General features: G+C 67.2%; 25 protein-coding genes. 10 read left to right on the forward strand and 15 right to left on the reverse strand.

All coding sequences use genetic code 11. From position 1 onward, the window contains the following. Positions 1-70: 70 nt before the first annotated feature. Entirely contained in the window at positions 71-838 is a 768-nt protein-coding gene (locus tag N4S67_RS05775; RefSeq protein WP_260991928.1) for an SGNH/GDSL hydrolase family protein, read from the forward strand. Here N4S67_RS05775 and rlmB read toward each other — a convergent pair whose 3' ends face one another. From rlmB to carD, 4 genes are all read right to left on the reverse strand, one after another. Next, positions 839-1,780, reverse strand: a complete 942-nt coding sequence (rlmB, locus tag N4S67_RS05780) for a 23S rRNA (guanosine(2251)-2'-O)-methyltransferase RlmB (protein WP_260991929.1) — start codon at positions 1,778-1,780, stop codon at positions 839-841. It abuts the gene before it with no gap. Next, a complete protein-coding gene (gene cysS, locus N4S67_RS05785; RefSeq protein WP_390893251.1) occupies positions 1,780-3,162 on the reverse strand; it encodes a cysteine--tRNA ligase in 1,383 nt (460 codons plus the stop codon). The genes rlmB and cysS overlap by 1 nt, the downstream gene beginning before the upstream one ends. 76 nt (positions 3,163-3,238) lie before the next feature. Beyond that, positions 3,239-3,718 (reverse strand): 2-C-methyl-D-erythritol 2,4-cyclodiphosphate synthase, encoded by a 480-nt coding sequence (gene ispF / locus N4S67_RS05790; protein WP_260992079.1) that lies wholly within the window; start codon positions 3,716-3,718, stop codon positions 3,239-3,241. Positions 3,719-3,723: 5 nt separating this feature from the next. Beyond that, positions 3,724-4,212, reverse strand: a complete 489-nt coding sequence (gene carD, locus N4S67_RS05795) for an RNA polymerase-binding transcription factor CarD (protein WP_043412998.1) — start codon at positions 4,210-4,212, stop codon at positions 3,724-3,726. Positions 4,213-4,485: 273 nt separating this feature from the next. On the opposite strand from carD, the gene N4S67_RS05800 reads away from it, so the two are divergent. The 3 genes from N4S67_RS05800 to disA all read left to right on the forward strand — a co-directional run bounded on the left by N4S67_RS05800 (position 4,486) and on the right by disA (position 7,649). Further along, entirely contained in the window at positions 4,486-5,049 is a 564-nt protein-coding gene (locus N4S67_RS05800; protein WP_260992080.1) for a hypothetical protein, read from the forward strand. A 68-nt stretch (positions 5,050-5,117) separates the two neighbouring features. Beyond that, on the forward strand, positions 5,118-6,503 hold the full coding sequence (gene radA, locus N4S67_RS05805) for a DNA repair protein RadA (RefSeq protein ID WP_260991930.1): 1,386 nt from the start codon (positions 5,118-5,120) through the stop codon (positions 6,501-6,503). Positions 6,504-6,530: 27 nt separating this feature from the next. Further along, positions 6,531-7,649, forward strand: a complete 1,119-nt coding sequence (gene disA, locus N4S67_RS05810) for a DNA integrity scanning diadenylate cyclase DisA (protein WP_390893230.1) — start codon at positions 6,531-6,533, stop codon at positions 7,647-7,649. Here the strand turns inward: disA and N4S67_RS05815 are convergent. Beyond that, positions 7,646-8,416 carry a hypothetical protein gene (locus N4S67_RS05815; RefSeq protein WP_260991931.1) on the reverse strand — a complete coding sequence of 257 codons (771 nt, stop codon included), beginning with the start codon at positions 8,414-8,416 and terminating at the stop codon, positions 7,646-7,648. The genes disA and N4S67_RS05815 overlap by 4 nt on opposite strands. Before the next feature lie 59 nt (positions 8,417-8,475). Continuing rightward, positions 8,476-9,096, reverse strand: coding sequence for a carbonic anhydrase (locus N4S67_RS05820; protein WP_260991932.1), 621 nt, complete (start codon positions 9,094-9,096; stop codon positions 8,476-8,478). Here N4S67_RS05820 and N4S67_RS05825 point away from each other — a divergent pair. After that, entirely contained in the window at positions 9,095-9,964 is an 870-nt protein-coding gene (locus N4S67_RS05825) for an A/G-specific adenine glycosylase (protein WP_260991933.1), read from the forward strand. The genes N4S67_RS05820 and N4S67_RS05825 overlap by 2 nt on opposite strands. Positions 9,965-9,983: 19 nt before the next feature. Here the strand turns inward: N4S67_RS05825 and N4S67_RS05830 are convergent, their stop codons facing one another. Beyond that, positions 9,984-10,964 carry a helix-turn-helix domain-containing protein gene (locus N4S67_RS05830; protein WP_260991934.1) on the reverse strand — a complete coding sequence of 327 codons (981 nt, stop codon included), beginning with the start codon at positions 10,962-10,964 and terminating at the stop codon, positions 9,984-9,986. 71 nt (positions 10,965-11,035) lie between these two features. Between N4S67_RS05830 and N4S67_RS05835 the strand changes: the two genes are divergently transcribed. Beyond that, on the forward strand, positions 11,036-11,290 hold the full coding sequence (locus N4S67_RS05835) for a hypothetical protein (protein WP_260991935.1): 255 nt from the start codon (positions 11,036-11,038) through the stop codon (positions 11,288-11,290). Here the strand turns inward: N4S67_RS05835 and N4S67_RS05840 are convergent. Continuing rightward, positions 11,264-12,034 carry an alpha/beta fold hydrolase gene (locus N4S67_RS05840; protein ID WP_260991936.1) on the reverse strand — a complete coding sequence of 257 codons (771 nt, stop codon included), beginning with the start codon at positions 12,032-12,034 and terminating at the stop codon, positions 11,264-11,266. The genes N4S67_RS05835 and N4S67_RS05840 overlap by 27 nt on opposite strands. Before the next feature lie 24 nt (positions 12,035-12,058). Here N4S67_RS05840 and mhuD point away from each other — a divergent pair, with 24 nt between their 5' ends. Then, positions 12,059-12,370 carry a mycobilin-forming heme oxygenase MhuD gene (mhuD, locus tag N4S67_RS05845; protein ID WP_260991937.1) on the forward strand — a complete coding sequence of 104 codons (312 nt, stop codon included), beginning with the start codon at positions 12,059-12,061 and terminating at the stop codon, positions 12,368-12,370. Beyond that, on the forward strand, positions 12,351-13,730 hold the full coding sequence (locus N4S67_RS05850; protein WP_390893253.1) for a serine hydrolase: 1,380 nt from the start codon (positions 12,351-12,353) through the stop codon (positions 13,728-13,730). Before mhuD ends, N4S67_RS05850 begins: the two co-directional genes overlap by 20 nt. 1 nt (position 13,731) lies before the next feature. On the opposite strand, the gene N4S67_RS05855 is transcribed toward N4S67_RS05850, so the two are convergent. From N4S67_RS05855 to clpC1, 4 genes are all read right to left on the reverse strand, one after another. Next, positions 13,732-14,283: a histidine phosphatase family protein gene (locus N4S67_RS05855; RefSeq protein WP_260991939.1), complete on the reverse strand. Its 552-nt coding sequence runs from the start codon at positions 14,281-14,283 to the stop codon at positions 13,732-13,734. Next, positions 14,280-15,086, reverse strand: coding sequence for a CbtA family protein (locus tag N4S67_RS05860; protein WP_260991940.1), 807 nt, complete (start codon positions 15,084-15,086; stop codon positions 14,280-14,282). The genes N4S67_RS05855 and N4S67_RS05860 overlap by 4 nt, the downstream gene beginning before the upstream one ends. Before the next feature lie 24 nt (positions 15,087-15,110). Further along, positions 15,111-15,326: a CbtB-domain containing protein gene (locus N4S67_RS05865; protein WP_260991941.1), complete on the reverse strand. Its 216-nt coding sequence runs from the start codon at positions 15,324-15,326 to the stop codon at positions 15,111-15,113. A 241-nt stretch (positions 15,327-15,567) separates the two neighbouring features. Then, on the reverse strand, positions 15,568-18,117 hold the full coding sequence (gene clpC1, locus N4S67_RS05870; RefSeq protein ID WP_260991942.1) for an ATP-dependent protease ATP-binding subunit ClpC: 2,550 nt from the start codon (positions 18,115-18,117) through the stop codon (positions 15,568-15,570). 242 nt (positions 18,118-18,359) lie between these two features. Here clpC1 and N4S67_RS05875 point away from each other — a divergent pair, with 242 nt between their 5' ends. Beyond that, positions 18,360-19,475, forward strand: coding sequence for a YbfB/YjiJ family MFS transporter (locus N4S67_RS05875; RefSeq protein WP_260991943.1), 1,116 nt, complete (start codon positions 18,360-18,362; stop codon positions 19,473-19,475). Between the two features lie 44 nt (positions 19,476-19,519). Here the strand turns inward: N4S67_RS05875 and lsr2 are convergent, their stop codons facing one another. Together lsr2 and lysS are read right to left on the reverse strand one after the other, a co-directional pair. Next, complete coding sequence (lsr2, locus tag N4S67_RS05880) at positions 19,520-19,861, reverse strand: histone-like nucleoid-structuring protein Lsr2 (RefSeq protein WP_260991944.1); 342 nt, start codon at positions 19,859-19,861, stop codon at positions 19,520-19,522. Between the two features lie 103 nt (positions 19,862-19,964). Beyond that, the gene (gene lysS / locus N4S67_RS05885) at positions 19,965-21,479 is read right to left on the reverse strand and encodes a lysine--tRNA ligase (protein ID WP_260991945.1); all 1,515 of its coding nucleotides are present in this window, start codon (positions 21,477-21,479) and stop codon (positions 19,965-19,967) included. A 23-nt stretch (positions 21,480-21,502) separates the two neighbouring features. Here lysS and N4S67_RS05890 point away from each other — a divergent pair, with 23 nt between their 5' ends. Next, entirely contained in the window at positions 21,503-22,726 is a 1,224-nt protein-coding gene (locus N4S67_RS05890; protein WP_260991946.1) for an alanine racemase, read from the forward strand. A gap of 4 nt (positions 22,727-22,730) precedes the next feature. On the opposite strand, the gene N4S67_RS05895 is transcribed toward N4S67_RS05890, so the two are convergent. After that, a complete protein-coding gene (locus N4S67_RS05895) occupies positions 22,731-23,546 on the reverse strand; it encodes a type III pantothenate kinase (protein WP_260991947.1) in 816 nt (271 codons plus the stop codon). Positions 23,547-23,548: the final 2 nt, after the last annotated feature.

Genomic DNA, 23,548 nt, shown 5'->3' on the forward strand with positions numbered 1-23,548 from the left:
ATGAGCGTCGACTCGGCCGCCAACGGCGCTGCGGCGTGCGTGACGCCCGACGATCGGCCACATTGGTGACGTGGGCGCGTTCAGCAGGTACGTGGCCCTTGGCGATTCGTTCACCGAGGGCATCGGCGACCCCGACATCACCAGGGCGAACGGACTGCGGGGTTGGGCCGACCGGGTTGCCGAGGTGCTCGCGGCGACCAATCCGCAGATGCAGTACGCCAATCTTGCGGTGCGGGGCCGCACCATGGACGAGATCCTGGCCGACCAGGTGCAGACCGCGGCGATGCTCGAACCCGATCTCGTCACGATCTACGCGGGGATGAACGATCTGTTGTCGGTGCGCACCGACATCGACGCGATGATGGCGCGTTACGCCGACGCCTTGAAAAGCCTGCAGCAGACGGGTGCGGTTGTGCTCACGTTCACCGCGGCGGACCTCGGGACCGTCCCCCTGTTTCGCCGCCTGCGCGGACGCGCGGCGATCTACAACGAGTTGCTGCGCGCTACCGCCGACGATCTGGGCGTGCACATCGTCGACTTCTGGCGGTTCTCCGAATTCTGCGACCCTCGACTGTGGGACGGCGACCGGGTGCACCTGTCGCCGTTGGGGCATGAGCGGATGGCCGCCAAAGTGCTTGACACACTGACTGTTTCCCACGGTCTGACCACAGCGTCGGCCGCCGTGCTCGCTTCGTCGCCGCCGGTCCGGGACTTCCGTGCCAACATGCGATGGGCTGCCGCGTTCGCGGCGCCATGGGTGGCGCGGCGCGTTCGACGGGTGACGCCGGGGGCCGGCGTGGAGCCCAAGTCGACGATGCTGGTGAAGGTCCGCGCCTAGCTACGTGCGCCGCTGACGGGCGATCTCGGCGAGCACCACGCCCGCGGCGACCGAGGCGTTCAGCGATTCCGTCGGCCCGGCCATCGGAATGGACACCACCGCGTCGCAGGTCTCCCGCACCAAACGCGACAGACCCTTTCCTTCGGAACCCACCACGACCACGATGGGCCCTGCGCCGTCCAACTCGTCGACAGTGGCGCCGCCACCGGCGTCCAGCCCCACGATCTGAAGTCCGGCGTCGGCCCAACTCTTCAGCGTCCGAGTCAGATTCGTCGCCCTGGCCACCGGCACCCTGGCCGCCGCGCCTGCGCTCGTGCGCCATGCCACCGCGGTGACCGACGCCGACCGGCGCTGCGGGATCAGAACGCCGTGACCGCCGAACGCGGCAACCGAACGCACGACAGCGCCGAGGTTGCGCGGGTCGGAGATGTTGTCAAGGGCGACAAGCAGTGCCGGTGCACCGTCGGCGGTCGCGGCGGCGAGCAGATCGTCCGGGTGTGCATACGCATACGGCGGCACCTGCAGCGCGATGCCTTGGTGCAGTCCGTTCGCCGAGAGTCGGTCCAGATCGTGTCGGGGCACCTCGAGGATCGAAATGCCCGAATCCGCAGCGATCTGAACGCATTCGGAGAGCCGCTCATCGGCCTCAGTACCAAGCGCAACGTACAGCGCCGTGGCCGGCACCTGCGCGCGCAGGCATTCCAGCACCGGATTGCGGCCCAGCACGATCTCGGTGTCGTCGGTCTTCTTGTGCCTGCCCTGCTGTTGTCGCGCGGCCTTCGCTGCCCGCTTGGCTGCCGGATGATGAGGCCGTTTGTGCGCGGGCGGGGTCGCACCGCGGCCCTCGAGGCCACGCCTGCGGACACCGCCCGACCCGACCGTCGGCCCCTTCTTGGTACCGGCTTTGCGCACCGCGCCCCGACGCTTGGAGTTGCCCGCCATTACTTGGTGCCCCCGTCGAGCAGTGACCACTGCGGTCCGTCCGCGGTGTCGGTGACCTCGATGCCGGCTTCCTTGAGACGGTCCCGAATCGTGTCGGCCTCCGCCCAGTCGCGGCGCGCCCGCGCATCCTCGCGGCGCTTCACCTCCGCATGCACGAGCACGTCCACGGCAGACAACGCGGCCGACGTCTCGTCCTTCGACTCCCAGCGCTGATCGAGCGGGTCGGCCCCGAGAATGCCCATCATCGCGCGGATCGACATCGCCTGTGCCAAAGCGGTTTCGTGGTCGCCGGCATCCAGCGCCCGGTTGCCTTCGGCGCGAGCGGCGTGCACCTCGGCAAGGGCGATCGGCACCGACAGGTCGTCGTCGAGGGCCGCGCCGAATTTCGGGGTCCATTCGCCCGGCACCACAGCCCCGACCCGGGTGCGCACCCGGTGCAGGAAGTCTTCGACGCCGGCATAGGCCTTGGCCGCGTCGGCGAGCGCGGTCTCGGAGAACTCGAGCATCGACCGGTAGTGCGCACTACCCAGGTAGTAGCGCAGCTCGGCGGCCCGGACCCGTTGGAGCACAGCGGGTATGGCCAGCACATTGCCCAGCGACTTGCTCATCTTCTCGCCGCCCATGGTCACCCAGCCGTTGTGTAGCCAGAACCGGGCGAACGGGTCGCCCGCGGCCTCGGCCTGGGCGATCTCGTTCTCGTGGTGCGGGAAAACCAGATCCATTCCGCCCGCGTGGATGTCGAACTCGGACCCGAGATACGTCTCGCACATCGCGACGCATTCGGTGTGCCAGCCGGGGCGGCCACGGCCCCACGGCGTCGGCCAGGACGGCTCGCCGGGCTTGGCGCCCTTCCACAGCGTGAAGTCACGCTGGTCGCGCTTGCCGGTGGCGACGCCTTCCCCCTGGTGTACGTCGTCGATCCGATGGCCGGACAGCTTGCCGTACCCAGGCTCGGGCAGCAGGCTCTGCACGTTGAAATACACGTCGCCGTCGCCGGTATAGGCGTGGCCCCGCTCGAGCAGCCGCTCGATCAGCTCGACCATCTGGGTGATGTGGCCGGTGGCGCGGGGCTCGGCCGACGGCGGCAGCACGCCGAGCGCATCGTAGGCAGCCGAGAACGCGCGCTCGTAAGTGGCGGCCCACTCCCACCACGGCCGACCCGCTTCGGCGGCCTTGTTGAGGATCTTGTCGTCGATGTCGGTGACGTTGCGGATGAACGCGACGTCGTAGCCCTTGGCCATCAGCCAGCGCCGCAGTACATCGAACGCCACCCCGCTGCGGACATGGCCGATGTGCGGCAGCCCCTGCACGGTGGCGCCGCAGAGGTAGATCGACACGTGGCCGGGCCGCAGCGGCACGAAGTCGCGGACGCCGCCCGCCATGGTGTCGTAGAGCCGCAGGTCGCCGGTCACCCCTTGTCGACCATTCGCTCCGCTCACGACGTGCCAGCTTACCGGCCTAATCGACCTCAACCACCAACGCGGTCGCGAGGGCGGCAAGGCCCTCGCCGCGGCCGGTCAATCCCAGCCCGTCGGTGGTGGTCGCCGACACGGACACCGGTGCGCCCAGCAGCTCGGAGAGCACCTCCTGCGCCTCGGCACGGCGCGGGCCGACCTTGGGCCGGTTGCCGATCACCTGCACCGCGGCATTGCCGACCCGAAGGCCGTCGTCGGCCAGCAGCCCACGCACATGGCGCAGCATGTCCGCGCCGCTGACACCACGCCATTCGGGACGGGCGGTGCCGAACACCTCGCCGATGTCGCCGAGCCCGGCCGCGGACAGCAAGGCGTCGCACAACGCATGCGCGGCGACATCACCGTCGGAATGCCCGGCGCAGCCGTCGACATCGTCGAAGAGCAGGCACAGCAGCCAACACGGCCTGCCGGCCTGAATGGGATGAACGTCGGTGCCGAGCCCGACCCGCGGGATCGACATCAGGGTGTTCAGGAAGCGGCGGCCAGCGCCTCGTCGAGAATGGTCGCGGCCTTCTCGTCGTCGGTGTTCTCGGCCAGCGCCAGCTCGCCGACGAGGATCTGCCGCGCCTTGGCCAGCATGCGCTTCTCGCCTGCGGACAGGCCACGCTCCTGATCGCGCCGCCACAAATCACGCACGACCTCGGCGACCTTGTTCACGTCACCGGAGGCCAGCTTCTCGAGATTGGCCTTGTACCGGCGTGACCAGTTGGTCGGCTCCTCGGTGTGCGGGGCGCGGAGCACCTGAAACACCTTGTCGAGACCCTCCTGCCCGACGACGTCGCGCACCCCGACGTACTCTGCGTTGTCAGCGGGAACGCGGACCGTCAGGTCGCCTTGGGCAACCTTCAAGACGAGGTATTCCTTCTGTTCGCCTTTGATGGTCCGGGTTTCGATCGCCTCGATCAACGCGGCACCGTGGTGGGGATAAACGACGGTGTCTCCGACCTTGAAAATCATCAGTTTCGAGCCCCTTTCACATACCAATGCTAACACGGAGACCAGACAGGGGCAGAACAACGGTGCAGGTCAGGGGCACCGCAGGTGAAGACTAGGGCTTGACACCGTGATGAATCCGTGCTTGACGGGCGGCTCTGGAAGGTAGCTGCGGATGGCCCGTCCGCCCTGCGCTACCGCGTCTCGCGCGCAGCTACTACAGTCCATAGTCGAATGCATAGTCTCACCACCGCGACCGGCGTCTCGGTCGCCTCGACGGCCGAGCAGGAGGCCCGTGTGAACCGCGTCAGATTGGCCGCCAGCGTGCTGGCCGCCGCCGTTGTGCTCAGCGGTTGCGGAGCCGGGCAGATCTCCCAGACCGCCACTCAGGAACCCGCGGTCAACGGCACCAGCGCCAACATCGGCGAGGTCTCGTTGCGCAACGTCCATCTGAGGGGCACCCAGACCACCGACTACATCCAGCCGGGTCGTGACATCGAGTTGCTGTTCCAGGCGTCGAACAATTCGCCGGACACGGACGACAAGCTGGTTTCCATCACCTCCGACGTCGGCACGGTGACGCTGACCGGCGACGGGTCGCTGCCGGCCAGCGGCGCGCTCGTCGTCGGTGCACCCGACGGGCAGATCACCCCGCTGGAAAGCGTCGAACCGGCCGAGGCCGTCGAAGCGATGGTCGCGCTGAAAAAGCCGATCACCAACGGGCTGACATACGACTTCACGTTCACCTTCGAGAAGGCGGGTCAAGGCACCGTCGCGGTGCCGATCTCGGCGGGTGAGACCCCGCGCCGAGACCCCGTTCAGGACACCGGCGACGCAGGCGGCCACTCGGGCGGTCACTGACCGCGAAAGTCGCCCGACACGACTTCGTGCCCGGCGGTTCTGTCGGCCGCGGCGGATAACGTTTGCTCGTGGCCAAACCGCGATCGCAATACCGGTGCTCGGAGTGCCACCACCTCACTGCGAAATGGGTGGGCCGTTGCCCGGACTGCGGCACCTGGGGAACCGTTGACGAGGTCGCCGTTCTCGCGGCGGTGAACGGCTCATCGGTTCGGCGCGCGGTCGCCCCGACGTCGCCCGCCGTGCCCATCAGCTCTATCGATCCCGGCCAGACCCGGCACATCCACACCGGCGTCGACGAATTGGACCGAGTGCTCGGCGGTGGGCTGGTCCCGGGGTCGGTGACGCTGCTCGCCGGTGACCCCGGCGTCGGCAAGTCGACGCTGCTCCTGGAGGTCGCCCATCGTTGGGCGCGCGCCGGGCAACGCGCGCTGTATCTCTCGGGTGAAGAGTCAGCCGGGCAAATCCGGATGCGGGCCGAACGCACGGGCTGCACACACGACGAGGTGTATCTGGCCGCCGAGTCGGATCTGCAGGTGGCTCTGGGCCACATCGACGCCGTGCGTCCGAGCCTCGTCGTCGTTGACTCGGTGCAGACGATGTCGACCACCGAGACCGACGGGGTCACCGGCGGCGTCACCCAGGTGCGCGCGGTCACCACCGCGCTCACCATGGCCGCCAAGACGTCGGGCGTCGCGCTGATTCTCGTCGGCCACGTCACCAAGGACGGCGCCATCGCCGGCCCGAGGTCGCTCGAGCACCTGGTCGACGTCGTACTGCACTTCGAAGGCGACCGGGCCACGTCGCTGCGGATGGTGCGCGGCGTCAAGAACCGATTCGGCGCCGCCGACGAGGTCGGGTGTTTTCTGTTGCACGACAACGGAATCGAAGGCGTCGCCGACCCTTCTGGATTGTTCCGCGATCAACGGCCCACGCCGGTGCCCGGCACCGCCGTCACGGTCACCCTCGACGGGAAGCGCCCCCTGATCGGCGAGGTACAGGCCCTCATAGGCCAACCCGCCAACGGCTCACCACGGCGGGCGGTCAGCGGTATCGACTCATCGCGCGCCGCAATGATCACTGCGGTGTTGGACAAGCACGTCGGCCTGCCCGTCGGCACCCGCGACATCTATCTGTCCACCGTTGGCGGCATGCGACTGACGGACCCCTCGGCTGACCTTGCGGTGGCGCTGGCGATCGCGTCGTCGCAGACGGATCTGCCGATGCCGGCCGAGGCGGTGGCGATCGGTGAGGTCGGTCTTGCCGGCGATCTAAGGCGTGTCACGGGGATGGACCGGCGCCTGGCCGAGGCCGCCCGCCTCGGCTTCACCGTCGCGATCGTGCCGCCCGGCGTGAAGTCTGTGCCCGCAGGTCTGCGGGCCATTTCGGCCGACAACATCGGCGCGGCGTTGCGGGTATTGCGGGAGATCAGCAAAAATACGGCCAACGAGCGTTGATCGGGCTGACCGATCCTAGGAGGGGCGGTGGCCGTTAAGGCAAGCGGCAGGTCGAGTCGCAGAGTGGTGCAACTGGCCCGGCCCACCCTGCGTGAGACCCTCTCCAGGCTGGCGCCGGGTACGCCATTGCGCGACGGCCTCGAGCGCATCCTGCGCGGACGCACCGGCGCCCTTATCGTGATCGGCTACGACGACAGCGTGGAGACGATCTGCGACGGCGGATTCGAACTCGACATCCGCTACGCACCGACCAGGCTGCGTGAGCTGTCGAAAATGGACGGCGCGGTCGTGCTCTCCAGCGACGGCAGCCGCATCCTCCGGGCCAATGTGCAGCTGGTACCCGACCCGTCGATCCCGACCGAGGAGTCCGGCACCCGTCACCGTTCCGCCGAACGCACGGCGATTCAGACGGGTTATCCCGTTATCTCCGTGAGCTCGTCGATGAGCATCGTCACCGTCTACGTCGCGGGTGAACGCCACGTGGTCCCCGACTCGGCTGCCATCCTCTCGCGGGCAAACCAGACCATCGACACGCTCGAGCGGTACAAGACCCGCCTCGACGAGGTCGGCAGGCAGCTCTCGACGGCCGAGATCGAGGACTTCGTCACGTTGCGCGATGTCATGACGGTGGTGCAACGGTTGGAGATGGTCCGGCGCATCAGCCTCGAAATCGACTCGGACGTGGTCGAACTCGGCACCGACGGGCGCCAGCTCAAGCTGCAGCTCGACGAACTCGTCGGCGACAACGAAACCGCCCGAGAGCTGATCGTGCGGGACTACCACGCCAATCCGGATCCGCCGTCGGCCGCACAGGTCAGCGCCACGCTGGAGGAGCTCGACGGTCTTTCGGACAGCGAGCTTCTCGACTTCACCACGTTGGCAAGGGTTTTCGGTTACCCGTCGACGGCAGAGGCGCAGGATTCGGCGATGAGTTCACGCGGCTACCGGGCGATGGCGGGCATCCCGCGACTGCAGTTCGCCCACGTGGATCTGCTGGTGCGGTCGTTCGGCTCACTGCAGGGACTGTTGGCCGCCAGCGCCAGCGACCTGCAGAACGTCGAGGGCATCGGTTCGATGTGGGCCCGCCACATCCGCGAAGGCCTGTCGCAACTGGCCGAATCGACGATCGCCGACCGGCTGGCCTAGCCGACGGGCGCTGGCGCCGGTCCTGGTGGCGGCCCCGCACCCTGAGCCGGCGGCGGTGCCTGTGCAGGCTCGGCAAGGATGAACGGCACCGTCGCCGAGCGCAGATTGCCCAACTGCACCACGAGGTTGTAGGTGCCCGGTCCGATCGGTTGCCGCGGCAGCGGGCATCCCGGAGCCGAACCCATGCCCGTCCAGGTCACCTCGGTGGTGACCTGCTCGCCCGGCTGGAACGTCTTGACCAGGGTCTCGTTCGACGGTGCGCAGTCCAGGTTCGACCACAGCCGGCTGTTGTCGAGCGAGTAGACGTAGGCGGCGAGCACCGCGGCGCCGACGTCACGCTGGCAAGCCACCAGCCCGATGTTGGTCACCACCATGGTGAACTTCGGCTGGTCGCCGACGACGTATTGCGGCTGGTTGGTGATGCCCTTGACCGCCAGCGTCGAGTCCGGGCAGTCGTCGCCCTCGTTGAGGATCGGCGGCGGCGTGACCGCGGCGGTCGGCGTCGGGGTCGGCGCGGGCGCCTGCTGAGCAGGCGGCACCACCGGCGTCTTGACCTCGGGGTTCTGCCCGGGCAGCGGTGTCGGGCCGGCTGCGGTGGCCGCCGGCTTGTCGGCGGCCGTCTCGTCGGTGCCGGTCGCGTTCTTGACGACGACGAGCACGACGGCCGCGATCAGGCCGATCACCACGACCGCGATGCCCAGCGCCAACGCCCGGCGACGCCAGTAAATCTGCGTCGGGAGGGGGCCTTGCGGTTCCAGATCCAGCACAACTTCACGGTAAGGCCAGGTCACGCCTGATTGCCCGAGGTCGCTCGGCGTGTCGCTCGTCAGCCTTCGCCGATGTCGCCGATGTGGTCCCGCAACACCACCCGCCCATCGGACAGGCCGTAAGTGAGTCCGACGATCGCGAGCGAGCCGGCCGCGAGACCTTCGGCGACAGGCGCCGACTGGATGCGCAGCTGGGCGACGGTCTCGTTGACGTGTTTGGTGACGAACTCGCCGACGCCGCTGAATCCCGCATGCCTGCCGGCCAAGACCGACGGCATGATCCGGTCCACCACGTCGCGGATGTGCCCGCTCGGCGGCGCCTCGCCGTCGGCCGTCGACACCGCTGCGGTCACCGCACCGCAGCTGCTGTGGCCCAGCACGACGATCAGCCGCACGCCGAGCGCCGTCACGGCGTACTCGAGGGAACCGAGCACCGCGGAGTCGAGCACATGCCCGGCGGTGCGAACCGTGAAGATGTCGCCGAGGCCTTGGTCGAATGCAATCTCCACGGGCACGCGGCTGTCCGAACAGCCGAGCACAGCGGCGATCGGGTGCTGTCCATTGGTCAACGCGGATCGATGGTCGAGGCTCTGGTGCGGGTGTTGGGCCTCTCCCGCAACGAACCGCTCGTTACCCTCTTTGAGTGCTTTCCACGCGGTCACGGGGCTGGTGTTCGGCATGACCGACATTGTGCCGCAGCTGCTGGATTGGTATGACCGCGAGCAGCGCGACCTACCGTGGCGTCGGCCCGGCGTCTCCGCGTGGCAGGTCCTGGTCAGCGAATTCATGCTGCAACAGACGCCGGTCGCGCGCGTCGAGCCGATCTGGCGCGAGTGGGTGGCGCGCTGGCCGACACCGTCGGCGACCGCGGCGGCCGGGCCCGCCGATGTGCTGCGGGCTTGGGGCAAGCTCGGCTACCCGCGTCGGGCCAAGCGTCTGCACGAGTGCGCAACGGTGATCGCGACCGAACACGGCGACGTGGTGCCGTCGGACGTCGACACCCTGCTGACGCTGCCGGGGATCGGGGCGTACACCGCCCGGGCCGTCGCATGCTTCGCCTACCGCAAGCGGGTGCCGGTCGTGGACACCAACGTCCGACGGGTGGTGGCGCGGGTGGTGCACGGCCGGGCCGACTCTCCCTCCTCGGTCCGCGATCTCGACGACGTCGCCCGGCTGCTGCCCGATGACGGTGACGCGCCCCGCTTTTCGGTGGCTCTGATGGAACTCGGGGCGACGGTGTGCACGGCCCGCGCACCGCGGTGCGGCCTGTGCCCGCTGGGTCGGTGCGCGTGGCGGTCGAGCGGGTATCCGCCCGCGGCCAGCCCCGCCCGCCGGGCGCAGCGCTACGCGGGTACGGATCGCCAGGTTCGCGGCAAGCTGCTGGATGTGTTGCGGGACAACAGCTCTGCGGTGACGCGCGAGCAACTCGACGTCGTCTGGCTCACCGACACCGCACAGCGCGATCGCGCGCTGGCCTCGCTGCTGGTCGACGGGCTGGTGGAGCAGACCTCCGACGGCCGGTTCGCGCTCGCCGGTGAGGGCGACTGACGTCCAGTGGCGCCGCCGGTCAGGCGGTGACGGCCTCCTCCTGGCAGGGGCCGTTACAAGAGAACCGTCGGCGGTAGTCGGATGGCGTCACGCCGATGATGCGCCGGAAGTGGTGCCGCAGCAGTGTGGCCGTGCCGAATCCCGACCGCTCCGCTATCCGATCGATGTCGAGATCGGTCTCCTCGAGCAGGGTGCGCGCATACAACACGCGCTGGTCGGTCACCCATTGCATCGGGGTGCGACCGGTCTCCTCGACGAACCGGCGGGCGAAGGTCCGCGCCGACATGTGGGCGCGGGCGGCCAGTGACGCAACGGTGTGCGGACGGTCGAGATTGCCGAGGATCCAGTCCAGGTGCGGCGCGAAGCCCTCCGAACATCGGAGCGGGATCGGCTGGTCGATGTACTGGCGCTGTCCACCGTCGCGCTGCGGCGGCACGACCATGCGCCGCGCGATCTTGTTGGTCACTTCGCTGCCGAGTTCACGGCGCACGAGATGCAGGCAGGCGTCGATGCCTGCCGCGGTGCCCGCGCTGGTCACGAGGTTGCCGTCGTCGACGAACAGCACATTGCGGTCGACCTTGGCGGTCGGGTACATCCGCGCCAGGTCGGCGGCGTGCATCCAGTGCGTCGTGCACGGCCGCCCATCGAGCAGCCCCGCGGCACCCGCGACGAATGCGCCGGAGCAGACGGTGAGGATGATCGACCCGGAGTCGGCGGCCGCCTTGATCGCCTCCAGCGCGGCGGGGAGGTACTCCGAGCCGCCGATCGCCGGGATCGCCACCAGGTCGGCACCGACCAGAGCGTCGAGGCCGTGGTCGGGAATGATCGTCGCCCCGACGGACGTGCGCAGTGGTGCGCCCGCCTCCGGCCCGCAGACCTTGAAGTCGAAGTTGGGCACGCCGTCCGCGGACCGGTCGATTCCGAAGACTTCGCAGATCACGCCGAACTCGAAAATCGCTAGCTCGTCGAGCACCAGCGCCGATACGCTGTTAATGGCCATGGCAGCATTTTATCGCAAGGTGTCTTTTCTGCCACTGTTGGCGGGATTTATATGGGCGAAGGATTACTGCCATGACCACTGCACTGACCTTCCTGATCCTCATCTCTCCGTTCGCGGTGGCAGCTGCGCTCAGCTGGGCCGCTCGTCGCGACGGATTCCTGCGTCTGCACCGCGACCAATTCCGGCTCGCCGCGCCGATGGCAGGCCGGCTGCCCGAGAACGACCGCGACTCGTTCCGGGTGGGACACGACCTCGACGCCATCCGCACTCGCTTCGAGCAGCAGCCGTCCTGGCCGGTCTCAACCGGTGCCAGCGAGCGACGCTAGAAACGTCTCGACGGCTTCTCGGTAGATCTGCGGCGCATCGTCGTGGATGAGGTGGCCGGCGTCGGACACACGCAGATATGTTGTCCGATAGCCGGTTTCCTTCATCTTCAGCATCTGCCCCGCGGGCGTTACCGAGTTGCCTGCCTCGATCAGCAGTGCAGGCACGCGAACTGCCCGCCACTGCAGCCAGTAGTCGCGCGTGCCCCATTCGGCGGCGATCTCGATCCAGGTCCCGGTGTGCCCGTGCAGCCGCCAACCCGTGGCAGTGCGGTCGAACGCCTCGAGGAAGTACTGCCCGGCGACGGGACCGAACTCGTCGTAAACCCGTTGCTGCGAATCGAATTCAACAGGAAGCGCATGCAGCCACGGCTCCCACGGACCGGTGGTGCGCCCACGGAAGTCCGGGGCCATGTCCTCAACGACCAGCGCGCGCACCAACTCCGGTCGCGACGCAGCCAGACACCACGAATGCAGCGCTCCCATCGAATGACCGATCATGACCGCGGGCCCGCCGAGTGCGGCGACGGCATCGCCCAGGTCGGATACGAAACGCTCGGTGCTGACCGGCCGCGAATCGTCGACGTCGCGGCCGCGGTGCCATGGCGCGTCATAGGTGTACACCGCGCCCAGCCGGGTCAGCCACGGCAAATGACGCGACCACGTGGTGCCGCGGCCCATCAATCCGTGCACCAGCACCAGCGGTTCGCCCTCACCGCCGCACGGGGTGAGCAGGTCGGCGGCCATGGCAGCGCACGGTAGCCTAACGGCATGCCTGTGGTGAAGATCAACGCAATCGAGGTCCCGCCCGACGCAGGTCCCGAACTGGAGAAGCGATTCGCACACCGTGCCCACGCTGTCGACAACCAGCCTGGGTTCTTGGGTTTCCAGTTGCTGCGCCCGATCAAGGGCGAGGACCGCTACTTCGTGGTGACCCAGTGGGAGTCCGAGGAGGCCTTCCAGGCGTGGGCCAGCGGGCCGGCCATCGAGGCACACAAAGGCCAGCAGACCAATCCCGTGGCCACGGGCGCGTCACTGCTGGAGTTCGAGGTCGTACTTGACGTTGCGGGCACCAAGGCTTAGCGCGGGGCGTCACCGCGCACGCGAGCAGCGAAGAAGGCCCCGAGCGGCCGGACTAGCGGTCGCCGTCGCGCTCGTCGTCGTGTTGGCCGGTGGCTGCACTCATGCAGGCCCGCCCGCCGCAGACGCCGCGTACGGCGCGCACATCCCCATCAACACGCCCCCGGGTCTGCGGGCCAAGCAGACGATGGACATGCTCAACTCGGAGTGGCCGATCGGCACCGTCGGCGTTGCGACGATGGCCGCGCCAGAACAGGTCAAACCGATCACCTCGGCGATGGGCAACCTGTGGTGGGACCGGCCGATCACGGTGAAGAACGTCGAGATCGGCGCGGGGCACGCGACGTTGCACGTGGAAACGTCGTACGGCGTGGCGCAGACCATCGGACTGCGTACCAACGCCGCCGACATGGTCAATCGGTTCGAGGTCTCCATCGAGCACCCGGAAATCAAGGACTGGGCGGACGTCGACGAACAGCTGAAGCGATCCGGCGCTCGGTACTCGTATCAACTCTCCAAGGTCAATGAAGGTAGGTGCGAAGTCGTCAAGGGCGCCAACACCGACCTGTCGCTACCCCTGGCCTCGATCTTCAAGCTCTATGTGCTGCTTGCGGTCGCCGAGGCGGTCAAGGCCGGCACAGTGAAGTGGACCGACCCGCTGACCATCACGAAGGAGGCCAAGGCGGTCGGCACCGCCGGTCTGGACGAGTTACCGCCTGGAGCAAAGGTTTCCGTGCGCACCGCGGCGCAACAGATGATCTCGACAAGCGACAACACCGCCACCGATCTGCTGATCGGACGGTTGGGGCCGGGCGCGGTCGAGCACGCGTTGGTGACGGCCGGCCATCACGACCCCGCCAGCATGACGCCGTTCCCGACCATGCACCAACTGTTCTCGGTCGGCTGGGGCGAACCGAATCTTCGGGAGCAGTGGAAGCAAGCCACTCCGCAGGACCGGGTGCAGTTGCTCGAGCAGACGAATTCTCGCCCTTACAAACCGGATCCGGCACGCACGCACACCCCGGCGTCAAACGACGGCATCGAGTGGTTCGGCAGCGCTGCCGACATCTGCCGTGTGCACGCCGCCCTGCAGGCCGCCGCCGTCGGCGAGGCAGCGCCCGTGAAGGATATTCTGTCGGCCACCCCGGGGATCGACCTCGACAGGTCGAGGTGGCCGTACATCGGCTCCAAGGGCGGAAACCTGCCGGGAGACTTGACATTCAGCTGGTATGCCGAGGACGACGGAGGTCAGCCTTGGGTGGTCAGCTTCCAGTTGAACTGGCCCCGCTACCGCAGCCCGACGGCGGGCGCCTGGCTGTTGCGGATTGCGCACCGGGCCTTTGACCTGGCGCCGGCCGGCTGAGTCACAGATTCGATCGCAGCGTCCAGTTGTGCCCGCGGAAGTGCATGACCGTGCGACTCACCGGCGCAATGTCCACGCGCCAGAACGACTTCGGCGGCGCGTCGAGCGCGACGAGGATCGCCGCGCGGATCACCGCGGGGTGAGTGACCGCGACCAGTCGGGCGCGACGGCTGGTCAGTGAATCCAGCCATCCGCGCACCCGGCTGATCAGGTCGACGACGGTTTCGCCGCCGTGCGGTGCCTGCGCCGGGTCGGTCAGCCACAGCACCAGATCGGCGGGGGTCACCCCGCTGAGCACGCCGCCGCGCCAGCGTCCGGTGTCCAGATCCGCAAGCCGAGCGTCGATTTGAGCCTGCAGGCCGAGCAGGTCGGCTGTCTGTCTGGCCCGTTTCTCGGGTCCGCAATAGGCCTTTTCGACGACGCCCAGATCAACCGACGCGTCGGCTTGGCGGTGACCGACAGCGTTGAGCGGCTCGTCGGTGGGAAATCGTCCGGCCGCCATCGCGTCGGTCATCGCATGTGACACGAGGGTCAGCCGGACGATCTCGCTCATGCCGTTGAGGACGTCTCCTGCCGCTTACCCTCGAGCAGGCGCGCGACCATAGCACCGAAGACCAGAGCGATGGTCACGTACATGACGACCTGAGTGCCCAGCGAGAAAAGCCGGAACTCATAGAGGTCGTCGGCGGGGAAGCCCTCATAAATGATGGTTCCCGAGTCGTCGCGCAACGGCCCGGGCGTCTCGTCGATGCCCGGAAGGATCAACATCACCACCGCGATCGCCACGAGGTAACTGCCCGCCGCGGCAAGGGTCGCATTCCACGCGCCGAGTTTCGCCGACCAGCGGCGGCCGAGGGCGACGGCGCCGACCAGCAGCGCCGCCGACAGCACCACCATCGCCAGGTAGAGCAGGGTGCGCTGGCGGATGGTCTCGTCGAGACTGACGGCCGGCGGGCTGCCCGGATATTTCAGCGCGGGAACGATGTAAAGGCTCAGCAGCATGCCGCCCGCGACGTAGAGCGACAGCAGCCTGGCCGAGACGTCCCCGACCCGGCCGTACACCACCGCGAACAGCACCGCGAACAGTGCGCCGATGGCGACGCTGAACAACAGCACGCCAAGCCCCATCCCGATGTTCATCTGCACGGCACGGGTGAATCCGCCGCCGTCGCTACCGTGACTGTGTGCCGCCACACCCGTGGCCGATTCGGCGGCCTCATGTGCGGCGCCGACGCCCTCCTCGTATCCGATGGCCCGCTCGATCACCGGTTCGACGAAGATCCGGGCGAAGATGAACGAGAGCACTCCAGCAAGGGCGCCGGCCAGCAGGCCGCGCCAAATAATCTGCTTTTCCATTGTGCGTCGTCTGCCCCGGCCGGGTCAGTGGCAGGGGAAGCCGAGCAGATGACGGGCGTCGTGCACGAATTCGTGGATTGCGGTATTGCTACCGAACACCGACGTCGCACCCTGATCCAAACCGACGAAATAGAGCACCAGAAGGGCGAAGAACGCGGTCAGCGACAGCCATAGTGCCGCCTTGGTGGCGGAGAAGTCGATTGCCGGCGCAACGGATCTGCGGGCCTGAGAAGAGGTCATGTGCGGTCCTTTCCGGGATTTCGCGTCCCAGTTCACGCACGGCGAGCCGTGCATGTGGTGCGGTTGACGGCGGGCGTCGGGTCTGACTCAACACAGTGGCGCGACCGTTCTGGATTCTCACCAGATTCCTTCGCTCGCCGATTACATCGCACATCCTAAGCACTCGGTGCGACTTTCGCGGACCCCGCATAGGCAGAAGCCCCCGAAACGTTGCCGTTTCGAGGGCTTCCGCGTTGTCGAGCTATTCGGCGGCTGCGGCACTCGGGGTGCCCGCGGCGCCTGCCTTCTCCAGTTCCGGCTCGACCGGTGTGACCGGTTTCTTGGAACCGACGAAGGTGAACACCGCGTCCTCGCCGGAACCTTCGCCGTCCCAGTTGTCGACGTCAACGGTGACGAGCTGACCGGGACCGACCTCTTCGAAGAGGATCTTCTCGCTCAGGGCATCCTCGATCTCGCGCTGGATGGTCCGGCGCAGCGGCCGCGCACCGAGCACGGGGTCGAACCCGCGCTTGGCCAATAGCGACTTGGCTTTGTCGGTCAGCTCCATGGCCATGTCCTTGGCCTTGAGCTGCTTTTCCACCCGGCCGATCATCAGGTCGACCATCTTGATGATCTCGTCGCGAGTCAGCTGATGGAAGACGATGATGTCGTCGATGCGGTTGAGGAACTCCGGCCGGAAGTGCTTCTTGAGCTCGTCGTTGACCTTCTGCTTCATCCGCTCGTAGTTGTTCTCGCCGCCGCCCTGGGTGAAGCCGAGACCAACCGCCTTGCTGATATCAGACGTACCGAGGTTCGACGTGAAGATCAGCACGGTGTTCTTGAAGTCGACCGTGCGGCCCTGCCCGTCGGTCAGGCGACCGTCTTCGAGGACCTGCAACAGGCTGTTGTAGATCTCCTGATGCGCCTTCTCGATCTCGTCGAACAGCACGACGGAGAACGGCTTGCGCCGCACCTTCTCGGTGAGCTGGCCGCCCTCTTCGTAGCCGACGTAGCCCGGAGGGGCGCCGAACAGCCGCGAAGCGGTGAAGCGGTCGTGGAACTCGCCCATGTCGATCTGGATGAGCGCGTCGTCGTCGCCGAACAGGAAGTTCGCCAGCGCCTTGGACAACTCGGTCTTACCGACACCGGACGGGCCGGCGAAGATGAACGAGCCCGACGGACGCTTCGGATCCTTCAGCCCGGCGCGGGTACGGCGGATCGCCTTGGAGACGGCCTTGACCGCATCCTCCTGGCCGATGATCCGCTTGTGGATCTCGTCCTCCATGCGGAGCAGACGCGTGGTCTCCTCCTCGGTCAGCTTGAACACGGGGATGCCGGTCCAGTTGCCGAGCACCTCGGCGATCTGCTCGTCGTCGACCTCTGCGACCACGTCGAGATCACCTGAGCGCCACTGCTTCTCGCGCTCAGCGCGCTGCGCGACGAGCTGCTTCTCCTTGTCGCGCAGGCTGGCGGCCTTCTCGAAGTCCTGCGCGTCGATCGCGGACTCCTTCTCCCGGCGCGCCTCGGCGATCTTCTCGTCGAACTCGCGCAGGTCTGGCGGCGCGGTCATCCGGCGGATGCGCATCCGCGCGCCGGCCTCGTCTATCAGGTCGATCGCCTTGTCCGGCAGGAACCGGTCGTTGATGTAGCGGTCGGCCAGGGTGGCCGCGGCCACCATCGCGCCGTCGGTGATGGAGACGCGGTGGTGCGCCTCGTAGCGGTCACGCAGACCCTTGAGGATCTCGATGGTGTGCTCGACGGTCGGCTCACCGACCTGCACCGGCTGGAACCGGCGCTCGAGCGCGGCGTCCTTCTCGATGTACTTGCGGTACTCGTCGAGGGTGGTCGCGCCGATGGTCTGCAGCTCGCCGCGGGCCAGCTTGGGCTTCAGGATCGAGGCCGCATCGATGGCGCCCTCGGCGGCACCCGCTCCGACGAGCGTGTGCAGCTCGTCGATGAACAGGATGATGTCGCCGCGGGTGTTGATCTCCTTGAGCACCTTCTTCAGGCGCTCCTCGAAGTCACCGCGGTAGCGGCTGCCCGCGACCAGCGAGCCGAGGTCAAGCGTGTAGAGCTGCTTGTCCTTGAGCGTCTCGGGAACCTCGCCGTGCACGATGGCCTGTGCCAGGCCCTCGACGACGGCGGTCTTGCCGACGCCGGGCTCGCCGATCAGGACCGGGTTGTTCTTGGTACGGCGGCTCAGCACCTGCATGACCCGCTCGATTTCCTTCTCGCGGCCGATCACGGGGTCGAGCTTGCCCTCCATGGCTGCCGCGGTGAGGTTGCGGCCGAACTGGTCGAGAACCAGGGACGTCGACGGGTTGCCCGCCTCGCCGCCACGGCCACCGGTGCCGGCTTCTGCGGTCTCCTTGCCCTGGTATCCGCTCAGCAGCTGGATGACCTGCTGGCGCACACGGGTCAGCTCGGCGCCCAGCTTCACCAGCACCTGGGCGGCCACGCCCTCACCCTCGCGAATCAGGCCGAGCAGAATGTGCTCGGTGCCGATGTAGTTGTGGCCGAGCTGCAGCGCCTCACGCAGTGAGAGCTCGAGCACCTTTTTGGCGCGCGGGGTGAACGGAATGTGGCCGGACGGCGCCTGCTGGCCCTGGCCGATGATCTCCTCGACCTGGCTGCGCACGCCTTCCAACGAGATGCCCAGCGATTCCAGCGACTTGGCGGCTACGCCCTCGCCCTCATGAATGAGTCCCAGCAGGATGTGCTCGGTCCCGATGTAGTTGTGGTTGAGCATCCGGGCCTCTTCTTGAGCCAGGACGACGACCCTGCGGGCACGGTCGGTGAATCTCTCGAACATCGGTTTTACCTGCTCTCCATCACATAGGCGGGTGTCTCTGCGAGCGATGCGCGCTTGCCCACCTGCCTCCACTCTAATGGGCGGTTCCCACACGCGTGTCGCTGTGCGGACCTACCCACGCAAGACTGCAACGCCGCGACGTCGGCAAATCGTTCCGATACGGCCGGACTGCCGGTTCGCCGCTAGCGAAAGGCGGGATATAAAGGTCGGGCGGGCGCTATCAGGGGTGGTGAGAGCCGGGAATGTCAGCACTGCGCCTTGGCGCCGTCGGGCTGTCGTTGATCGCCGTTTGTTATGGATTCGCAAGATTTGCCTACGGCCTGTTCCTGCCCGCCTTCGACGAGCGGTTCGGGCTCGGCGGCGCGATGGCCGGCGCGATCGCGTCGAGCAGTTACCTCGCGTACTGCGTGGCGATCGTGGCGGCGACCGCCGCAACCCCGCGGTGGGGCGCCAGGACGGTCGCCGTGCTCGCGGGCGTCGCGGCCGCGGTGGGCACGGCGACCATCGCCGCCGCTCCGAACGTCATTGTCCTGGCGATTGGTGTGGTCATCGCCGGTTCGAGCACCGGCCTCGCCTCTCCCCCGCTGGCGCACGCCGTTGCCCGCCATGTCACCGCTGATCGCGTGGACCGGGTGCAGACCGTGGTCAATTCCGGCACCGGCCTCGGCGTGATGGTGTCAGGGCCCATCGCGCTGGCGAGTGGGGCCGACTGGGCGATGGCGTGGTACGTGTTCGCGGCGACCGCCGTCGTCGTCACGGTGTGGGTCGCACTCACGATTCCGCCGAACTCCGGTCAGGCCGAGCGGCGTGCGCTCGTCCCCACACCGGTGCTCGCCGCTGGGTCGCTGCCGCTCTTCGTCGCGTCCGCGATGATGGGCGCAGGTAGCGCGGCGATCTGGACATTCGGCCGCGACGTCGCGGTGGGTGGCGGGCTCAGCCCGACCGCGTCGACGGTGATGTGGATCGTCTTGGGCGCGGCCGGCCTGCTCGGTGCGCTGACCGGCGACCTCGCGTCCCGTGCAGGCTTGGCCCGCGCGTGGACGGCCGCAATGCTGGTGCTGGCCGCTGCGACCGCGGTCTTCGGCGCCGTCGGCGGCCCTTCGCTCATCGCGACAGCCGCCGTGTTCGGAGCCGTGTACCTCGCACTCACCGGCTTGGTGCTGCTCTGGGGTATTCGCGTCTATCCGGACCATCCGGCGTTCGGAGTCGGAGCGCCGTTCCTCCTCATTGCGGCCGGGCAGGCTCTGGGCTCCCCGGCGATCGGCGCGCTGTCCGACGGGTTCACCGTTCCAGTCGCATTCGGTGCCGCGGCACTCACCTTGGTGATCGGCGCGGCCATCCGGCCGACAACCAGCTGATTGTCAGCCGGTTCTCCGTTCGAATGAATCCTGGCAACCGCTGGTTAGGTTGCCGCGTGGAATGCGTCGATCACATCGGCCGGGATGCGACCGCGAGTGGACACGTTGTGTCCATTGCGGCGCGCCCAATCCCGAATCGCAGCACTCTGCTCCCGATCAATGGCAGCCCGGCCGCGGCCGGAGCCCGCCGAACGTCCGCGTCGGCGGCCGCCGACCCGGCGGCCGGCGTCCACCCACTGTTTGAGGTCCTGTCGCAGTTTCGCAGCATTCTTCGACGAAAGGTCGATCTCGTAGCTGACTCCGTCGAGACCGAATTCGACGGTCTCGTCTGCGGCGCCCTCACCGTCGAAATCATCGACCAACGTGACGGTCACCTTTTTCGCCATTTTGCCCTCACTGCCCTTCAGATCAACAGATTAGACCTCGAACCCCGGGCACCAATGTGCCATATAAAAGCAATTGTTACAACAACACTTGAATCACAGCAGATCAGTTGCTGTGTCGTCGAACAATCGGGAACAAAACCGTCTCTCTAATCGACAGACCCGTCAATGCCATCAACAGCCGATCTATACCCATTCCGGTACCTGTTGACGGCGGCATCGCATACTCCAAAGCGGCCAGGAAATCGTCGTCCAGAGCCATTGCCTCATCGTCACCGGCCGCCGCGGCGCGCGCTTGCGCCTCGAAACGTTCACGCTGAATTACAGGGTCGATCAGTTCGGAGTAGCCGGTGGCCAGTTCGATGCGTCGGACGTACAGGTCCCATTTCTCGGTGACGCCTTCGATGCTGCGATGAGAGCGGGTCAAAGGCGTTGTCTCGACCGGGAAATCCCGCACGAAGGTGGGGGCCCACAGGGTGTTTCCCACGGTGTGTTCCCACAGTTCCTCGACCAATTTGCCATGGCCGTAACCGCGGTCGCGGGGAATCTCGACCCCGAGACGGTCGGCGGTCGCCCAGAGCTCCTCGGCAGAAGTGTCGGGAGTGACCTCTTCTCCGAGAGCCTCCGACAGTGACGGATACATTTGTATCGACGGCCATTCGCCGTCGAGGTCGTAGGTGGAGCCATCGGGCAATGGAACCTGTCTGGTGCCGATCGCCTCATCGGCAACCTCTTGAATTATCTCACGCGTCACAACCGCGGAGTCGTCATACGTGCCGTACGCCTGATATGTCTCGAGCATGGCGAATTCCGGAGAATGCGTCCAATCCGCGCCTTCATTTCTGAAGACCCGATTCAACTCGAAGACTCTCTCGAATCCACCTACCAAGCAACGCTTCAGGAAGAGTTCAGGAGCGATGCGCAGGTAGAGCTCGGCATCGAGCGCATTGGAGTGCGTAATGAACGGCCTGGCCGCCGCCCCGCCGGCCAGCGTCTGCAGCATCGGCGTTTCGACTTCCAGGAAGCCGCGCCGCTCCAATGCCGAACGCACAGCACGCACTACGGCGACACGCTGGCGCGCAATCGTTCGCGCCTCGGGACGCACGATCAGATCGACATAGCGCTGCCGGACGCGGGACTCCTCACTCATCTCTTTATGTGCGACGGGAAGGGGTCGCAACGCTTTTGAAACGATTTGCCAGGAATCTGCGAGCACAGACAGCTCGCCGCGCCTCGAACTGATGATCTCGCCGTGCACGTAGACAATGTCGCCAAGGTCCACGTCGGACTTCCACGCGTCGAGCGACTCCTGACCGACGCGGTCGAGACTGATCATGGCCTGCAGTTGGGTACCGTCACCCTCCTGCAGTGTGGCGAAACACAACTTGCCCGAATTGCGCGCGAACATGACCCGGCCTGCGACCCCCACCATTTCTGCGGTCTCGGTGTTGGCTTCGAGCTCGGGATACGCCTGTCGGATCTCGGCGAGGGTGTGGGTGCGGGCGACTTCGACCGGGTACGGCTCACGACCCTCGGCCAGCAATCGCTCACGCTTGGCCTGACGAATCCGGTATTGCTCGGGAACGTCGGATTCTGTGGCGGGCTGGTCTGCGGAGGTCACGGCCTGCCAGCTTAAATGAACGCGTGCCCGCTCCCATCAGCGCGGCGGCGCTCGCCGCGCTGGCCGACGAGCCGCTGGACTGGCGGTTCAAGGGGCTGCCCGCCTCGTGGTGGGGCCGGACGCCCGCGCAGGTCTGCGAAACGGCGCCGGACCTGATGTCCGAAGGCGCGGTCGGACCGGTGTGCGTGCTGCGCGCCGACGCCCTGCGCCACAACCTCACGACGATGGCGGACTGGTGCCGCGGCCGCGGTGTGGAACTCGCGCCGCACGCCAAGACGCATATGGCCCCCCAGCTGCTGGCCCGCCAGTTCGATGCAGGCGCAACAGCGGTGACTCTGGCAACGATCAGCCAGGTCCGCGTCGTTCGGGCCTTCGGCGTCGGCGATGTGGTGCTGGCCAACGAACTGGTCGATGAGGCCGGGTTGCGCTGGCTCGCCGCTGAACTCGATGCCGATGCGTCGTTCCGGATCGTCTGCTGGGTGGACTCGCTGTCCGGAGTAGCGCAGATGACGGCCGCGCTGACGGCGGCCGGCGCTCGAAGGCCGCTCGACGTCTGCGTCGAGGTGGGCCTGGCCGGCGGACGGACGGGCTGCCGCGACGCAGAGTCCGTCGACGAGGTGGCGCGCGCGGTGGTCGCGTCACCGCGGCTTCGACTGATCGGTGTGGCCGGCTACGAAGCTGCGCTCGGGCACGATGTCGGTGGGGGCGCGCTCGGCCGCGTCAGGTCGTACTTGACCGAGATTCGCAACAGCGCACTGCGATTGGCGCCGATCTTCGAGACCGATCGGGTAGTGGTGACCGCCGGCGGCAGCACGTACTTCGACGCGGTGGCGGAGGTGCTGGCCGGTGATTGGCGCACCGTGATCCGCAGTGGCTGCTACCTGACGCACGACGACGGGTTGTATGACAGGACGTCGCCGCTGCGGAACGGGCTGATGGCGGCGATGAGCGTGTGGGCCCAGGTGATCTCACGCCCCGAGCCCGAGCTGGCACTGCTGACGATGGGTCGCCGCGATGTGTCGTTCGATCAGGATCTACCGGTCCCGTACGGCCTTCCTGCAAGCCGGGTCGTGAAGCTCAACGACCAGCACGCCTATATGCGACTCGGCGGGGACGACAGGGTTGACGTGGGAGACTGGGTGGAGTTCGGCATCTCGCATCCCTGCACGACTTTCGACAAGTGGCAGATGATCCCGGTCGTCGACGCCGACAACCGAGTCCGCGAACTGGTGCGCACGTTCTTCTAGCGATTCAACGGGCCGGCTTGAGGCGGCCGCGCTGGTTGTCGCGGTTGCGTTCGAACACCAATCGCAGACCGTCGAGCGTCAGGTGTTGATCGTAGTGGCCGACGGTGCGCATATCGGGCAGCAGCAGAGGCGCTGTGTGGCCGGTCGCCACCACCGCGACATCGCTGCCTGCGAAGCCGTCGACGTCCTCGCGGATGCGGTGCACCAGACCGTCGACCAGTCCCGCGAACCCGAACACGGCGCCTGCCTGCATGCACTCGACTGTGTTCTTGCCGACCACCGACCGCGGCCGGGTCAACTCGACGCGGCGCAGCGCCGCCGAGCGTGTCGCGGCCGCGTCCGACGACACCTCGACCCCCGGCGCGATGGCACCACCGAGGAACTCGCCCTTGGCCGAGACCACGTCGACGCAGATCGACGATCCGAAGTCGATGACGATCGCCGCCGATCCGTACTTGTGGAACGCCGCCAGGCAGTTGACGATCCGGTCGGCGCCTATCTCCTTGGGGTTGTCGACCAGAAGCGGAATACCGGTGCGCACACCGGGTTCGATGAGCACGTGCGGAACGGACGGCCAGTACTGGCCGAGCATCTCGCGGAGTTCGTGCATGACCGAGGGCACCGTGGAGAGCCCCGCGGCCCCGGTCAGTCGTTCGGAATCGTCACCGATGAGACCGTCGATCGTCAGGGCCAGCTCGTCGGCGGTCACTTCGGATTCAGTGCGAATCCGCCAGTGCTGGGCCACCTTCGCGTGCTCGCCCGAACCCGACACCAATCCGACGACGGTGTGGGTGTTGCGGACGTCGATCGCGAGGAGCACGG

It is taken from the genome of Mycobacterium deserti, from assembly GCF_025345615.1.
GTDB classification, from domain to species: Bacteria; Actinomycetota; Actinomycetes; order Mycobacteriales; family Mycobacteriaceae; genus Mycobacterium; species Mycobacterium deserti.

What these genes read in the sequence shown, in the direction of transcription:
- clpC1 (WP_260991942.1), bottom strand. Translation starts at nt 18,117, where the DNA reads ATGTTCGAGAGATTCACCGACCGTGCCCGCAGGGTCGTCGTCCTGGCT.
- rlmB (WP_260991929.1), bottom strand. Translation starts at nt 1,780, where the DNA reads ATGGCGGGCAACTCCAAGCGTCGGGGCGCGGTGCGCAAAGCCGGTACC.
- N4S67_RS05820 (WP_260991932.1), bottom strand. Translation starts at nt 9,096, where the DNA reads ATGCCGAACACCAGCCCCGTGACCGCGTGGAAAGCACTCAAAGAGGGT.
- N4S67_RS05830 (WP_260991934.1), bottom strand. Translation starts at nt 10,964, where the DNA reads ATGGCCATTAACAGCGTATCGGCGCTGGTGCTCGACGAGCTAGCGATT.
- cysS (WP_390893251.1), bottom strand. Translation starts at nt 3,162, where the DNA reads ATGGCGGGCGGCGTCCGCGACTTCGTGCCGCTGCGGCCCGGCCACGTG.
- N4S67_RS05840 (WP_260991936.1), bottom strand. Translation starts at nt 12,034, where the DNA reads ATGGCCGCCGACCTGCTCACCCCGTGCGGCGGTGAGGGCGAACCGCTG.
- N4S67_RS05860 (WP_260991940.1), bottom strand. Translation starts at nt 15,086, where the DNA reads ATGGAAAAGCAGATTATTTGGCGCGGCCTGCTGGCCGGCGCCCTTGCT.
- N4S67_RS05875 (WP_260991943.1), top strand. Translation starts at nt 18,360, where the DNA reads ATGTCAGCACTGCGCCTTGGCGCCGTCGGGCTGTCGTTGATCGCCGTT.
- N4S67_RS05855 (WP_260991939.1), bottom strand. Translation starts at nt 14,283, where the DNA reads ATGAGCGAGATCGTCCGGCTGACCCTCGTGTCACATGCGATGACCGAC.
- N4S67_RS05865 (WP_260991941.1), bottom strand. Translation starts at nt 15,326, where the DNA reads ATGACCTCTTCTCAGGCCCGCAGATCCGTTGCGCCGGCAATCGACTTC.
- N4S67_RS05825 (WP_260991933.1), top strand. Translation starts at nt 9,095, where the DNA reads ATGACCGACATTGTGCCGCAGCTGCTGGATTGGTATGACCGCGAGCAG.
- carD (WP_043412998.1), bottom strand. Translation starts at nt 4,212, where the DNA reads ATGATTTTCAAGGTCGGAGACACCGTCGTTTATCCCCACCACGGTGCC.
- N4S67_RS05835 (WP_260991935.1), top strand. Translation starts at nt 11,036, where the DNA reads ATGACCACTGCACTGACCTTCCTGATCCTCATCTCTCCGTTCGCGGTG.
- mhuD (WP_260991937.1), top strand. Translation starts at nt 12,059, where the DNA reads ATGCCTGTGGTGAAGATCAACGCAATCGAGGTCCCGCCCGACGCAGGT.
- lsr2 (WP_260991944.1), bottom strand. Translation starts at nt 19,861, where the DNA reads ATGGCGAAAAAGGTGACCGTCACGTTGGTCGATGATTTCGACGGTGAG.